The organism is Glycomyces mayteni (assembly GCF_042428885.1).
GTDB lineage: Bacteria > Actinomycetota > Actinomycetes > Mycobacteriales > Micromonosporaceae > Glycomyces > Glycomyces mayteni.
In genome coordinates this window covers 335,768-349,287 of record NZ_JBHMBP010000001.1, presented here as the reverse complement: position 1 = coordinate 349,287, position 13,520 = coordinate 335,768, and the positions used below count along the sequence as shown (strand labels likewise).

The 13,520-nt window shown below is 71.8% G+C and carries 11 protein-coding genes; 9 read left to right on the top strand and 2 right to left on the bottom strand.

The window, feature by feature from the left end:
* Window positions 1–195: 195 nt before the first annotated feature.
* From ACFFXY_RS01640 to ACFFXY_RS01630, 3 genes are all read left to right on the top strand, one after another.
* The gene (locus ACFFXY_RS01640) at window positions 196–591 is read left to right on the top strand and encodes a VOC family protein (protein WP_382345230.1); all 396 of its coding nucleotides are present in this window, start codon (window positions 196–198) and stop codon (window positions 589–591) included.
* Between the two features lie 172 nt (window positions 592–763).
* Window positions 764–1,087, top strand: a complete 324-nt coding sequence (locus ACFFXY_RS01635; RefSeq protein ID WP_382345228.1) for a hypothetical protein — start codon at window positions 764–766, stop codon at window positions 1,085–1,087.
* A gap of 5 nt (window positions 1,088–1,092) precedes the next feature.
* Window positions 1,093–1,386, top strand: a complete 294-nt coding sequence (locus tag ACFFXY_RS01630) for a hypothetical protein (RefSeq protein ID WP_382345226.1) — start codon at window positions 1,093–1,095, stop codon at window positions 1,384–1,386.
* On the opposite strand, the gene ACFFXY_RS01625 is transcribed toward ACFFXY_RS01630, so the two are convergent.
* The gene (locus tag ACFFXY_RS01625) at window positions 1,346–1,813 is read right to left on the bottom strand and encodes a GNAT family N-acetyltransferase (RefSeq protein ID WP_382345224.1); all 468 of its coding nucleotides are present in this window, start codon (window positions 1,811–1,813) and stop codon (window positions 1,346–1,348) included. The two genes, ACFFXY_RS01630 and ACFFXY_RS01625, sit on opposite strands and share 41 nt — an antisense overlap.
* Window positions 1,814–1,899: 86 nt before the next feature.
* Between ACFFXY_RS01625 and ACFFXY_RS01620 the strand changes: the two genes are divergently transcribed.
* Window positions 1,900–3,579 (top strand): metallophosphoesterase, encoded by a 1,680-nt coding sequence (locus ACFFXY_RS01620; RefSeq protein WP_382345222.1) that lies wholly within the window; start codon window positions 1,900–1,902, stop codon window positions 3,577–3,579.
* Window positions 3,580–3,613: 34 nt separating this feature from the next.
* Here the strand turns inward: ACFFXY_RS01620 and ACFFXY_RS01615 are convergent, their stop codons facing one another.
* Complete coding sequence (locus ACFFXY_RS01615; protein WP_382345220.1) at window positions 3,614–5,155, bottom strand: peptide MFS transporter; 1,542 nt, start codon at window positions 5,153–5,155, stop codon at window positions 3,614–3,616.
* Window positions 5,156–5,344: 189 nt separating this feature from the next.
* On the opposite strand from ACFFXY_RS01615, the gene ACFFXY_RS01610 reads away from it, so the two are divergent.
* The 5 genes from ACFFXY_RS01610 (at window position 5,345) to ACFFXY_RS01590 (ending at window position 13,223) form a co-directional block, all read left to right on the top strand.
* Entirely contained in the window at window positions 5,345–6,298 is a 954-nt protein-coding gene (locus ACFFXY_RS01610; protein ID WP_382345218.1) for a hypothetical protein, read from the top strand.
* 233 nt (window positions 6,299–6,531) lie between these two features.
* Window positions 6,532–8,157, top strand: coding sequence for a chaperonin GroEL (gene groL, locus ACFFXY_RS01605; RefSeq protein ID WP_382345216.1), 1,626 nt, complete (start codon window positions 6,532–6,534; stop codon window positions 8,155–8,157).
* 410 nt (window positions 8,158–8,567) lie between these two features.
* On the top strand, window positions 8,568–10,466 hold the full coding sequence (locus tag ACFFXY_RS01600; protein ID WP_382345214.1) for a right-handed parallel beta-helix repeat-containing protein: 1,899 nt from the start codon (window positions 8,568–8,570) through the stop codon (window positions 10,464–10,466).
* Between the two features lie 71 nt (window positions 10,467–10,537).
* Window positions 10,538–10,738 carry a hypothetical protein gene (locus ACFFXY_RS01595; protein WP_359945649.1) on the top strand — a complete coding sequence of 67 codons (201 nt, stop codon included), beginning with the start codon at window positions 10,538–10,540 and terminating at the stop codon, window positions 10,736–10,738.
* 190 nt (window positions 10,739–10,928) lie between these two features.
* Window positions 10,929–13,223: an AAA family ATPase gene (locus ACFFXY_RS01590; protein ID WP_382345211.1), complete on the top strand. Its 2,295-nt coding sequence runs from the start codon at window positions 10,929–10,931 to the stop codon at window positions 13,221–13,223.
* Window positions 13,224–13,520: the final 297 nt, after the last annotated feature.

Sequence of the window (13,520 nt, the reverse complement as noted above, 5' to 3'; positions counted from 1 at the left end):
GACGTACGTCTTCTTAGCCGCGAGCCGCCGCATTCCCGCATGCGCCACTTCGAATTCATAGATGCATTTGCATTTTGGGCCGTGCCCGACGCCGCTCGGCACGGTGGGGACCCGCGGCGCCGACCGTGATCCGGCGCCATTCGCATATAGCCCGAACGGGTTAAGCCCAGCCGTCCGCGGCGATACTCTCGGCAGATGAGCGGCACACGACTCACCCTGACCTCCGTCACCGTCACCGCGCCCGACCCGCGCGCCCTCGCCGACTTCTACGCGCGCCTCCTCGGCGTCCCCGTCGCCGTCAGCGAACCGCCCCGCGCCGGCGAACCCGCCGAAGCCGGATGGGCCCAGGTCCGCACCGGCGAGGGCCTCACCCTCAACTTCGAGTACGAGCAGCACTGGCAGCCCCCCGTCTGGCCCGCCCGCCCCGGCCGCCCCCACGCCACCCAGCACCTCGACATCCACGTCGACGACCTCGACACCGCCGTCGCCCACGCCGCCGACCAAGGCGCCCGCCTCGCCCCCCACCAACCCCAACCCGACGTCAGAGTCCTCCTCGACCCCGCCGGCCACCCCTTCTGCCTGTTCCTTTAGCGCTCTGGGACACGGGCAGAGCGATAGCATCGGAGGAGTTGCCGGGTCCACATTGCGGGTAGGAGGTGGGGTGGTCGTGGGGGTTGTGGTCGGGGTGGCGGTCGGGCTTGCGACCGTGGTGGTGCTGTGGCGGTTGTATCGGAGCGGGACTCGTGGCGGGGCGTTGGGGCTCATGGGGGTCGGGGCTGTCGCGACCGTGGTCGGAGCGGCGCTCGTCGTCGCCGAGCCGTTCGGGAGCGGCGGGGCTGCGACCGTGATCACCGTGGTCGGGGGGCCGGTGGTGTTCCTCGTCGGGAACTCGATCGCCGTGCGGGCCGAGACCGGCCGCGTCTCCCGCTCCCGGATCGCCGCCATCATCGGCCTCGCCGTCGTCGCGCTCATCGGGTCCGTACTCCCCGCGCTCGTGCTCGCCGCGCTCGCCTTCGCGATCCTGCTGCTCCTCGCACTCGGAGCCTCAGGGTGGTTCAAACCGCCGTCGATGAGCGTCGAGGACTGAGGCCCTTGCGCTTCCCACTCCTGCTCCTCGCCTGCCTCACAGCGGTCCTCCTCTACGGAGCCCTCGCCGGAGTCGGCGACGGCGCGCCAGTCGAAGCCGACTGCTTCCACGTCGACCCCACCGGCGACATCGGCACCTGCGCCGACGCCCCCGAACCAGCCCTCACCAGCGCCCTCACCGCCGCCAACTGGGCCTGGTGGGGACCCGCCGCCGCACCCGTAGTACTCGGAGCCCTCGCAGTGTGGACCTGGTGGCGGATCAAGTCGACAGCCGCATCGCGGGCTCCGAGGAGACCGTGAACCCCAACTGCTCGTACAGACCCAGCCCCTTGTCCGTCGCCAGCAACTCCACCGTCCCCACCCCGTTGGCGCGGAACCACTCCACCAGCGCGTCCATGCACGCCCGCCCGTACCCCCGCCGCCGCCACGCGTCATCGGTGACCACATTGAACACCCACCCGTACAAGCCCGACGGATTCCCCGGAGTCGGCAGACGCTCGCTCACCGTCCCCACCGCGCACGAAGCCAGACGCCCCGACCCGTCCGGCGCATCCACGACCACGGCATGCATCGTCGGAGACGGCTCGGCGAGCCGCCGCGCCAGCGTCGCCGCGGTCACCGCACGCCACTGCGGATCGGACGTGTCGAACCACTCCGAGAGCAGGGCCGCCCGGAACCGGACGAGCTCGTCGATGTCGCCGGGGCCGGCACTGCGGGTCTCAGTCATGGCGCGAGTGTAGGCCGCGACGGACCGCCACCCGAACCGGTTCGCACGGGTACCACCCTGCCCCAGACCGTGCCATGATGGGACCTATGTCCCACCGCCCCAAGGACCTCACCCCCGAACAGCTCCGCTTCGTCCCCCAGAAGCCCGTGCGCTGGCTGTCGCCGCGCACGCTCATCGACACGAGCATGCGCTTCGGCCTCGCCCGCGTGTTCGGCGGCTACGTCGACAAGCGCGAGATCATCGGGGGCCGCCCGCAGCCGGTCTACGACCACTCCGGCGCCGAGGAGCTGTGGATCGACTACGTCGCCGACATCGGCGACGGGTTCAACGCCACCTACTCGGTCGCGTACCTCATGGCCCAGGACGAACTGGACGTCGGCGGCGAGCGGCTGCCGCGCGGGTCGGTGCTCGTCATGGGCGGCGACGAGGTGTACCCGGCGGGGGACTGGGTCGAGTACGAGCAGCGGATGAAGGGCCCGTACGAGGCCGCGAACCCGGGCAGTCCGGTTGCGCTGTACGCGATCCCGGGGAACCACGACTGGTTCGACGGGCTCACCGCGTTCGCGCGGCAGTTCACCGAGGGCCGCACGATCGGCGGGTACCGGACGTTCCAGAAGCGCTCCTACTACGCGCTGAACCTGCCGCACCGCTGGTGGCTGTTCGCGCTCGACGCGCAGTTCGACACGCACCTGGACCAGAACCAGATCGAGTACTTCCAGCGCGCGGCCGAGCGGATGCAGCCGGGCGACCAGGTGATCCTGTGCGTGGCGCAGCCCTCGTGGCTGTGGACCGAGGAGGACCCGCGCTCGTTCGACCGGATCGACCACTTCATCCGGGACGTCATCGCCGCGCGGGGCGGGCGGGTGCCGCTCATCCTCACCGGGGACCGCCACCACTACGCCCACTACTCCGAAGTGGACGGTGTGCGGCACCTGGTGGGCGCGGGGGGCGGCGGGGCGTACCTGTCGCCGACGCACACGCTGCCGGAGTCGCTGACGGCGCCGCGCAAGTCGGTGCCCGAACCCGATGCGCCCGAACGGGAGTACCGCCTCACCCAGACGTACCCGTCGAAGGCGAAGTCGCTGAGCTACGCGTTCGGGATCCTCGCGCGGCTGCCGTGGCTGAACAAGGGCTTCGTGGCGCTCATGGCCGTGGTCTCGCTCATCGCGACGGTGTCCATCCTGGAGGGCACCGGGACCACCGTGGCCGCGGCGGCGGTGCTCCTCGGTGCGGGCGTGGGCTTCGCGCACCCCGGGCAGGGCAGCCGCACCGGCAGGCACTACACGCTCGGGGCCCTGCACGGGCTCGCGCAGGTGGCGCTGTCGTGGACGGGCGCGCAGATCATCAAGCAGTTCGACGACGTGTCACTGTGGACGTACCTGGTCTACCTGCCGCTCGCCGGGCTCGCCGGGACCTGGCTCGTGGGTCTCTACCTCGTGGTCGCGAACCGCCTGGGCGTCAACGCCAACGAGCTGTTCGCGGGCATGTCGGTGATCGACCAGAAGTGCTTCCTGCGCATCCGCGTCGACGCCGAAGGGGCGACGGTCTACCCGATCGGGATCGACCGGGTCGGCCGCCGCTGGGCCGCCGACCCCGACGGGTCCGAGACGGACTCGTGGATCAAGCCGGTCGAAGCGCTGAAGCCGCGGCTCATCGAACCGGGCTTCGCCGCGTCCCATCCCGGGCCCAGCGCCGCGTCGCTGCCGCGGCAGAACCCGGTGCGGCGCTTCATGGCCCAGGCCGGGGAGTGGTGGCTGCGCCGCTAAGCGCCGCCGCCGCCGTCTCGGCCGGTCCTCCCCGTTAGTCGTCCTTGCGGGGCTCGGCCGGGGTCTCCATGACGGCGTCGGGGCCGTGCCCGCCGCGGCCCATGAGCCGGTGCAGCGCCGGGCTGAAGACCGCCAGGACCACCGCGGTGAGGATCGCGATCCCCGCGAGGATGTAGAAGAACGCCTGCTCGCCGACCTTCGGCACCAGGAACGCGTACGCCTGCCCGCCGAGGGGCGTGCCCACGGCCGGGCCGAGGAACCACACGCCCATCAACTGGCCCTTGAGGTTCGAGGGCGCGAGCTGCGTCGTCACCGACAGGCCCACGGGGGAGACGCACAGCTCGCCCCACGTCAGCAGCAGGTACACCACGACCATCCATCCGAGCGCGACCAGGATGCCTGAGTCGGCGCGGCCCTGGAGCCACCCGAGGAACACCCACGACAGGCCCGTCAGGCCCACGCCGAGCGCGAACTTGTACGCCGTGCCGAAGCCCGACCCGGCCTTGAGCCAGATCGCGCCGAAGATCGGGGAGAAGACCAGGATGAAGATCGAGTTGAAGTTCTGCACGCCGCCCGCGGGCAGGTGGAAGCCCCACGAGTCGAGGTCCACGGAGTTCGAGGCGAACGCGGTGAGGATCGAGCCCATCTGGAGGTACAGCATCCAGAACACGACGGAGGCGATGAACAGGCCGACGTACGCGCGCAGGCCCGCCTTCTCGGCGGCCGTCACGTCCTTCGCCTCGCCGAAGATGTAGATGAAGTACCAGACCGCGGCCGCGATCGACAGGATCGTGACGACGGTGGGCACCGTGGAGAGCGTCAGCGTCCCGGTGGCCGCCCAGATCGCGATCGCCACGGCCGCGATCACGAGCGAGACGACGACGACCCGCACTACCTTGCCGCGCTCGTCGTCGGCGAGGGGCCGCGAGGGCCCGATGCCGGTGTTCGTCAGGCGCGACCAGCCGCGCACGTACCAGAGCAGGCCCAGCGCCATGCCGACGGCGGCGGCGCCGAAGCCCAGGTGCCAGCGGTCGTCCCCGGCGAGGTAGGGCGTCACGAGGATGCCGAGGAACCCGCCGAGGTTGATGCCCATGTAGAACACGGAGAAGCCGGAGTCGCGGCGCGCGTCCGAGTCGCCGTCGTAGAGGCGCCCGACCATGACGGAGATGTTCGGCTTGAGCAGGCCCGAGCCGAGCACGACCAGGAACAGGCCGAAGAACACCAGGCCCGGCCCGCTCACCGGGATCGCCATGGAGATGTGGCCGCACATGATGATCACGCCGCCGATGAGCACCGCGCGCCGCGCGCCCAGGACGCGGTCGGCGAGCCATCCGCCCGGCAGCGACGTCAGGTACACCGCGCCGGAGTACAGCGACGCGATCGGCACGGCGACGGTGTCGCTCAGGCCCAGGCCGTTGTGGAGGACGCTCGCGGTGAGGAACGTCAGCAGGATGCCCTGGAGGCCGTAGAAGCTGAACCGCTCCCACATCTCGGTCCCGAACAGGACGGCGAGGCCGCGCGGATGCCCGAAGAAGGTCTTCTCGCGGCTCGCGGCCGGGTACTCGCGATGGGACATCTCGGTCCTCCCCGTGTCGATGGCGCTGCACTGCGCTCTCCGGTACCCGGCGCGACCGGCGCCGACACCTGCCGACGCTAACCTTTCGCGGGCCCGGAAGCGGCCGGAACGGGCGAACCTGCGTCCCCGAACGGATGCGGTGCGGTCATTTGTCTGATATGCGCGTTTACGTGGACTACGATCCGGCCTATGAGCGACGATCCTTACTGGAACCCCGGTCAGACCGACGAGCCGTCCGGCCGCTTCTCCGGCGGCGACCCGCTCGTCACCGACACGTTCGAGGGCTGGTGGCACGCCTCCTTCGACGTCGTCCAGCGCTCCTGGCGCACGGTCGGCCTGATCCTCCTCATCGGCGTGGTCCTGCCGCGCTGGATCCTCGGCGCCTACAACAACAACGTGCGCACCCCCGAGAAGGACGTGGTCGTCACCGACTGGGGCGCGTTCGTCCGCGAGTACTCCCCGGGCGTCCTCGCCGGGATCATCGGACTGATCTTGACGCTCGCGGTCCTGTACGTCTCCGGCTCGGCCGTCCTGGGCGCCGTGCGCACCGCCGCCGCCGAGGCCGCCGGGGGCTTCCTGTCCCTCGGCGAGGCGTTCTCCTTCGGGTTCAAGCGCGGCGGCCGGTTCTTCCTGTGGCTGCTGCTCGCCTGGGTCACCATCGCCGTCGGCCTGGTCCTGTGCATCCTGCCGGGCCTGTGGGCGATCTTCGCGCTCAGCCTCATGGCCCCCGCGGCCGTCTTCGAGGCCCGCCGCAGCCCCTACGCCCGGTCGATCCAGCTCACCCACTCGGCGTTCTGGCCCGCGCTCGGGCGCCTGTGCATCGTGGTGCTCGTCGCCATCGCCGCGAACATCCTCATCGCCATCATCGGGCTGCTGCTCGCGGGCGTGTGGCACGCGGTCTTCGCGGGCTGGCTCGCCGCGATCCTCACCGTCGTCACCGAGGCGATCATGGCGCTGCTGCTCCTGGCCCCGATGATCTGGGTCCTCTCGGCGTCCCTGTGCACGTACGCGTGGCTGCGCGGGCGCACCGAGTCCGTCTCCGCCACGTCCCTCTCGGCCGAGGCCTCGGGCGCGGCGGCCCCCGGCGGCTACACCGGCCCCGGCGAGCCCGGCCACCCCGGATCGCCCTCCCCGACACCGTAGGAACCGACGCGAAGCAGCGGACGCCGGGGTGAGAGCCCCGGCGTCCGCGCTTTCCACCACTGGTTCCGTGCCCCGGATTGGCACTCTCACGGCGAGAGTGCTACAACTGGGTTTGGCACTCACCGCTGGGGAGTGCTAAACACGCGATGAGGTGGTCGGGCCCCAGGGCCCACCGTCGCGGGTATGCCGCCTCACCGTCGACCACGAACGTTATCCGAAAGGAAGCCATCCACATGGCGAAGATGATCGCATTCGACGAGGAGGCTCGCCGCGGGCTGGAGCGGGGCTTGAACACCCTCGCGGAGGCCGTCAAGGTGACCCTCGGCCCCAAGGGCCGCAACGTCGTGCTGGACAAGAAGTGGGGCGCCCCCACGATCACCAACGACGGCGTGTCCGTCGCCAAGGAGATCGAGCTCGAAGACCCCTACGAGAAGATCGGCGCCGAGCTCGTCAAGGAGGTCGCCAAGAAGACCGACGACGTCGCGGGCGACGGCACCACCACCGCGACCGTCCTCGCGCAGGCCCTCGTCAAGGAAGGCCTCCGCGCGGTCGCCGCCGGCGCCAACCCGATCGGCATCAAGAAGGGCATCGAGAAGGCCGTCGCGGCCGTCGTGCAGCACCTCCAGGACTCCGCCAAGGAGGTCGACACCGAGGAGCAGATCGCGAACACCGCGTCCATCTCCGCGGGCGACACCACCGTCGGCGCCATCATCGCCGAGGCGATGGAGAAGGTCGGCAAGGAAGGCGTCATCACCGTCGAGGAGTCGAACACCTTCGGCCTCGACCTGGAGCTCACCGAGGGCATGCGCTTCGACAAGGGCTACCTGTCCGGTTACTTCGTGACCGACCAGGACCGCATGGAGGCCGTGCTCGAAGAGCCGTACATCCTCGTCGCGAACCAGAAGATCTCCGCGGTCAAGGATCTCCTCCCCACGCTGGAGAAGGTCACCCAGACCGGCAAGCCGCTCCTGATCATCGCCGAGGACGTGGACGGCGAAGCCCTCCCGACCCTGGTGGTCAACAAGATCCGCGGCATCTTCAAGTCGGCCGCCGTCAAGGCCCCCGGCTTCGGCGACCGCCGCAAGGCCATGCTCGGCGACATCGCCATCCTCACCGGCGGCCAGGTCATCTCCGAGGAGCTCGGCCTCAAGCTGGAGAACACCGACCTGTCCCTGCTGGGCCAGGCCCGCAAGGTCGTCATCACCAAGGACGACACCATCATCGTCGACGGCGGCGGCGACGAGGACGCGATCCAGGGCCGGATCAACCAGATCCGCGCCGAGATCGAGAACTCCGACTCCGACTACGACCGCGAGAAGCTCCAGGAGCGCCTCGCGCGCCTGGCCGGCGGCGTCGCCGTCATCAAGGTCGGCGCGGCCACCGAGGTCGAGCTGAAGGAGCGCAAGCACCGCGTCGAAGACGCCGTGCGCAACGCCAAGGCGGCCGTGGAAGAGGGCATCCTCCCCGGCGGCGGCACCGCGCTCGCCCAGGCCGACTCCGCGTTCGAGAAGGTCGAGGCCGAGGGCGACGAGGCCACCGGTGTGGAGATCGTCCGCCGCTCGCTCGGCGCGCCGCTCCGCGCGATCGCCGAGAACGCCGGCCTCGAAGGCGGCGTCGTGGTGGAGAAGGTCCGCGGCCTGCCGCAGGGCCACGGCCTCAACGCCGACACCGGCGAGTACGTCGACATGCTCGCCGCGGGCATCCCCGACCCGGCCAAGGTGACCCGCTCGGCGCTCCAGAACGCCGCGTCCATCGCCGCCCTGTTCCTGACCACCGAGGCCGTCGTCGCCGACGCCCCGGAGAAGGAAGGCGCCGGCGCCGCCGGCGGCGGCATGGGCGACATGGGCGGCATGATGTAGCAAGCAGCCCTTCGGGACTGCTGCTCAGGCCGACTGAGTACCGCAAGGGAGGACCCCTCACTGTAAAGTGAGAGGTTCTCCCTTTCTCTGTACTGGCCTCCAGTGCAGACGGCGCAGCCGCTGCGCAAGCGGCATACCGCCCCAACCACGGGCGGTATGCCGCCACGGCGGCCGCACCCGGCATTCGCTGCGGCAGTGGCGCACGCGACCGCACCCGATCGGGTGACACGGGGGCCTCGGGCGCCCGTTTCTGTCGGACCCGCATGCCAACCTGGCGCCTACGGTCCCCCTCTGGGAGGGTGGGGGCTAGGGACGGCATCACGGGCCTAAGCTCTTAACGCCCGAAATGTTTGCGCCCCAGCCGATTCGCGGCTCTTCACACCGTGTGCGACGGCGGCTAACCTGTGCACGTGTCCCCCGCACCCCGCCAGCCCCGCTCCGATCGCCGACTCGCAGCGCTCGCGTTCATGACCGGCATCCTCGCCGTGCTCGTCTTCACCTGCTACGTCGGCGGCACCGCCACCGAGTCGCGACTCGACGAGCCCGACCCGTTCCCCGCCGTGCCCGCACCCGAAGCGCCCGCATACCGCGACGACGGCCCGCTCCTGCTCGTGTGCACCGACGACGCCGAGGACTTCGCCGAACGCAACGAAGGCGTCGTCTACAGCGAGCGCATCGCCAACGAGCGCCTCCAAGACGACTGCCTCGCCGACGGCTTCCGCGACCTGCCCGCCGCCGTCGCCGCCGCCGAACCCGACACGCGCATCCAGATCCTCCCCGGCCACTACACCGTCGACGCCGCCATCGTCGTCGAGACCGAGCACCTCCAGATCGAGGGCGTCGGCGACAGCCCCGACGACGTGCAGGTCTCCGCGCACTTCGCCGCCGACACCGTCCTCACCGCCCACGCCGCCTCCGGCCTCTACGTCAAGGGCGTCTCCTTCGGCCAGGCCCGCGGCGCCGCCCTGCGGCTCACCGCCGTCGAGTCCGCGACCCTCGACGAAGTGGGCGCCTTCCAGAGCGACGGCGCCGGCATCCACGTCGCCGACTCCTCCGGCGTCGAGGTCCGCGACTGCCGCGCCGAAGCCGCCGACACCGCCGGGGTCCTCATCGAGAACTCGCACGCCGACGTCATCGGCTGCGAAGCCACCGGCAACGGCGCGGGCATCGAGATCCGCGGCACCGAGACCACCGCCAGCGCCGTCGGAAACCGCCTGCACGACAACACGACCGGACTCGTCGTCGCCGACTCCGGGCCCGCCGCCGACATCGCCGTCACCGACAACACCGTGTACGGCAACAACACCGACCACTACGCCCTCCTCGGCACCGCCGCCTGCGAGACCGATGCGGCCGAACGCGACTGGACCGGCGGCGACCTGTGCCCCGACCGCACCTACCCCTCTGGCGTCGGCATCCTCGCCGCGAACGGCACCGGCACCGCCGTCACCGAGAACCGGATCTGGAACCAGCAGACCGCCGGGATCGCCGCCTGGGGCGCCCCCGGACAGGACGCGGGGCTCGGCGGCGACCGGAACACGTTCAGCGAGAACACGTACGGAGTCCGCGAGGACGGCGCCCGGCACCGCAACCGCCTCGACGTGTGGTGGGACGGGACCGGCGCCGCGACCTGCTTCGACGAGCCCGGCACGCACCGCACCACCCCCGCGGTGCTCCCCGCCTGCGGCGGCGACGTCGCACGCATCGCCGGAGACCCGCTGCGCACCTTGAAGGTCTGGGAGTGCGGGCTCGGGGACGGCGACGACCCGTCGGCGACCTGCGATTGGCTCGGGGCGCGCTTCACCGACCGGCTGGAGTTCCAGACCGCCGTCGCGTTCGCCGCGGTCCTGCTGTTCCTCGCGGGCGCCGGGTGGCTCGGGGCCGCGAGGTCCCCGAACCCGCCGCGGGCGGGCGCGATGACGTTCTCCGCCATAGCGACCGGGTGCGGGGCGCTGCTGTTCGTGCTCGCGGTGTGGTCGGGCCGGGCCGACTACGAGGCGCTCGCGGTGGCCCTGTGGGGCGGCGGGTGGCTCCTGGCCGGGCGGTCCTGGTACCGGGCCGGGGTGCGGTTCCTCGGCGGGTTCACCGTGATCGTCGGGGGCCTAGCGGTGCTCGACGCGATCGACCGGGGGGTCGTGACGCTCGCGCCGATGCCGGTGTCCCCGGCGTGGCTGTGGCTCGGACTCCTGCCCTTGTGGACGCTGTTCGCGCTCGGCGCGGCCTTCGGGCCCCGCCGCCGGGAGGCGGAGCCGGTGCAGGTCGAGCGCACTCCGGTGACCGCGCCGATGAGCGACCGCTGGGACTGGTGAGCGGCCGGGCCGGCGGAATCCGGCTCGGATTCACGGAACCGGCGCGGGGCCCGATCGCGTACTGTTGCCCCATGACTTGGACCTGGAAGCTCGAAGACGCCGACGGCAACGCCATCGAAACCCCCGACAGCGACCTGGGCAGCCAGGGCGACGCGGAGTCGTGGCTGGGCGAGCGGTGGCGCGAGTTCGCCGACCAGGGCGCGGCGGTCGCGGTCCTCGTGGAGGACGGCGCCACGGTCTACCGCATGGACCTCACCCCCGCCGAGGAGTAGGCCGCACCCCCGCGACCTGTCCGGGCCGGGCGGTTCGCGCCGACCGGCCGACTCGTCCCGCTGCCGCGTCCCATTGTCGTACCCCGCAGGCACTCTTGCAGCCGGGGGCGACTGCGAACCGACACCCCCGACCGCGGGGGCCGGAGGCGAGCGTCGCCGACCGGCCCCGGTCCGTAATAGGCTGGGCCGCGTGACCACAACCGGCACCCTCACTCTGACCGCCACCCGCGCCCGCGCCGCGCTCGACGCGCGGCGCGGCATCGTCCGCCTCCACCCCGAGGCCCTCACCGCCCTGGGCCTGCGCCCCGGCGACGCCGTCGGGATCACGGGGCGGCGCACGACCGCCGCGATCGCCCTCGAAGCCGACCGGTACGCGTCCCGCCGCGCCCTCTACGCCGACGACCTCACGCTCGGGAACATCGGGGCCCGCGACGGCGACCCCGTGCGCCTCGCGCCGATCGCCCTCACCGCCGCCGACCGGGTCGTCCTGTCGGGCCCGGCTTCCGCGGTCGCCGTGGTCGACCCGGACACGCTGCGGCTCGCGCTGCTGTCGAAGGTCGTGTGCGAGGGCGACGACGTCTCGCTCCTGCCGATCGAGCTCGGCCCCTCCGCGCGGGACGCGGTCACCGCGACCCGCCGGACCCTCAACAACACGCTCGGCATGGGCTGGACCACCATGGTGCTCAACGTGGTCGAGGCCGATCCGGCCCGCGGCGCGATGATCACCTCCGACACCCGCGTGGAGTGGGTCGGCGAGGTCCGCACCGCCGTCGATCTCCCCGCCGACCTGCCGCTGCCCGCGGGCCGCGCGCCCGGGGAGCGGATGCCCGCCTCCTACGGCGGGGCCGCGAGCGCGGCCCGGCCCCGCGCCGAGGCCCGCGCGCCCCTCGCCGACACGCCTGCGCCGCAGGCGGTCCCGGGCGTCGCCCCGATCCCCTACGACGAGCTCGCGGGCGCGAAGATCCCCGCCGAGGAACTGCGGGAACTGCTCGACCTGGGCTTCAACCACCGCGAGGTCCTCAAAGTGGTGGGCACCGACATGGCGCTGGGCGTGCTCGTCTCCGGCCCCTCGGGCGCCGGGAAGGCCACGATCGTCCGCTCCGTCGCCGAGGCGGTCGGCGCACGCGTCAGCGAGGTCTCCGGCTCCGACCTCGCGGCCCTGGAGGCGAACGCCGCGGCCGACCGGCTCCGCTCGGCCGTCGCCGCACTCGCCGTCCCCGGGGTGCTCCTCGTCCGCGGCGTCGAGCACCTGGCGCCCGCGGGGCGCCGGACCCCGTTGGGCACCATGTTCTCCCGCCTCGTGGAGGAGGTCCTCGCGGAGGCGGGCGAGCACGCCGTGGTGTGCACGACCGCGCGCGTCGAGGACGTCGACGCCGCCCTGCGCTCGCGCCTGGAGCACGAGGTCGTCGTCCCCATGCCCGACGCGGAAGCCCGCCGCGACCTGCTCGTGTACTTCACGCGCTCGATGAAGGTCGCCGAGGACGTCAAGCTCGAAGGGGTCGCCCACCGCGCCCCCGGCTACGTCGCCTCCGACCTCGCGGTGATGGTCCGCGAGGCGGGCGTGCGGGCCGCGCTGCGCGCCAAGGACGGCGGGGCGACCGCGCTCCAGAACGCCGACTTCGACGGCGCGCTCGAATCGGTGCGGCCCACCAGCCTCGCCGGGGACTCCGTGGAACTCGGCGGGCTCACCCTCGCCGACGTCGGCGGCATGGAGGACCTGAAGCAGACCCTTACCGAGACGGTCCTGTGGCCCCTCACGTACCCGGACGCGTTCACACGCCTGGGGATCGAGGCCCCGCGCGGCATCCTCCTGTACGGCCCGCCCGGGTGCGGGAAGACGTACATCGTGCGCGCGGTCGCGGGGGAGGGCCACGCGAACGTCATGAGCGTCAAGGGCTCCGAGCTGCTGAACAAGTGGGTCGGCGAGTCGGAGAAGAACGTGCGGGAGCTGTTCCGCCGGGCCCGCCAGGCCAGCCCCACCCTCATGTTCTTCGACGAGCTCGACGCCCTCGCGCCGGTCCGCGGGGCCGGGACCGACGGCGGCACCGCCGACCGGGTGGTCGCCGCGCTCCTGACCGAGCTCGACGGCGCCGAGGCCCTGCGCGACGTCGTCGTCGTGGGCGCCACCAACCGGCCCGACATGATCGACCCGGCCCTGCTGCGCCCCGGCCGCCTGGAGCGCCTCGTGTACGTGCCGCCGCCCGACGCGCGGGGTCGCGCGGACATCCTGCGCGCCAACGCGAAGAACGTCCCGTTCGCCGAGGACGTGGACCTCGACGCCGTCGCCGACGAGCTGTGGCTCTACTCGGCCGCGGACTGCGCGGCCCTGGTCCGGGAGGCCGCCCTGACGGCCATGCGCGAGTCCCTCGACGCGAGCATCGTCAGCGCCGGGCACGTCGAGCAGGCGATGGAGCGGGTCCGGCCGAGCCTGGACCCCGAGCAACTGGAGTACCTGGAGAACTACGCCTCCAACCGCGAGGGCTGAGCGCCCGATCGATGCCTTCTTGCGGGCGGCCGACCTCGTCAGGTCGGCCGCCCGCGTGCTCCGCGGAGCGGTGCTGTCGGCGGGGACCCGAGCGCGGGTGGGTTCCCGCGCTCGGGTCTCGGTATGGCGACGTTCGCGAATCCCCTCTGTCGCCGCCATCCCGCCGACAGCGGATGACGTTTTTTGCTATCTACTACAACAGGTGGGGCAGCGGAGTGTCGAATGCGAACTTCGTACTTGTGGATAACTCTGTGGACGAGTCCTGTGGATGAGGGCGGTGCTCAAAAAAGAGAGCAG

Excerpts from the sequence above, each read along its gene's own strand:
- ACFFXY_RS01635 (WP_382345228.1), top strand. The coding sequence starts at position 764 with ATGGGGGTCGGGGCTGTCGCGACCGTGGTCGGAGCGGCGCTCGTCGTC.
- groL (WP_382345216.1), top strand. The coding sequence starts at position 6,532 with ATGGCGAAGATGATCGCATTCGACGAGGAGGCTCGCCGCGGGCTGGAG.
- ACFFXY_RS01620 (WP_382345222.1), top strand. The coding sequence starts at position 1,900 with ATGTCCCACCGCCCCAAGGACCTCACCCCCGAACAGCTCCGCTTCGTC.
- ACFFXY_RS01640 (WP_382345230.1), top strand. The coding sequence starts at position 196 with ATGAGCGGCACACGACTCACCCTGACCTCCGTCACCGTCACCGCGCCC.
- ACFFXY_RS01625 (WP_382345224.1), bottom strand. The coding sequence starts at position 1,813 with ATGACTGAGACCCGCAGTGCCGGCCCCGGCGACATCGACGAGCTCGTC.
- ACFFXY_RS01615 (WP_382345220.1), bottom strand. The coding sequence starts at position 5,155 with ATGTCCCATCGCGAGTACCCGGCCGCGAGCCGCGAGAAGACCTTCTTC.
- ACFFXY_RS01595 (WP_359945649.1), top strand. The coding sequence starts at position 10,538 with ATGACTTGGACCTGGAAGCTCGAAGACGCCGACGGCAACGCCATCGAA.
- ACFFXY_RS01610 (WP_382345218.1), top strand. The coding sequence starts at position 5,345 with ATGAGCGACGATCCTTACTGGAACCCCGGTCAGACCGACGAGCCGTCC.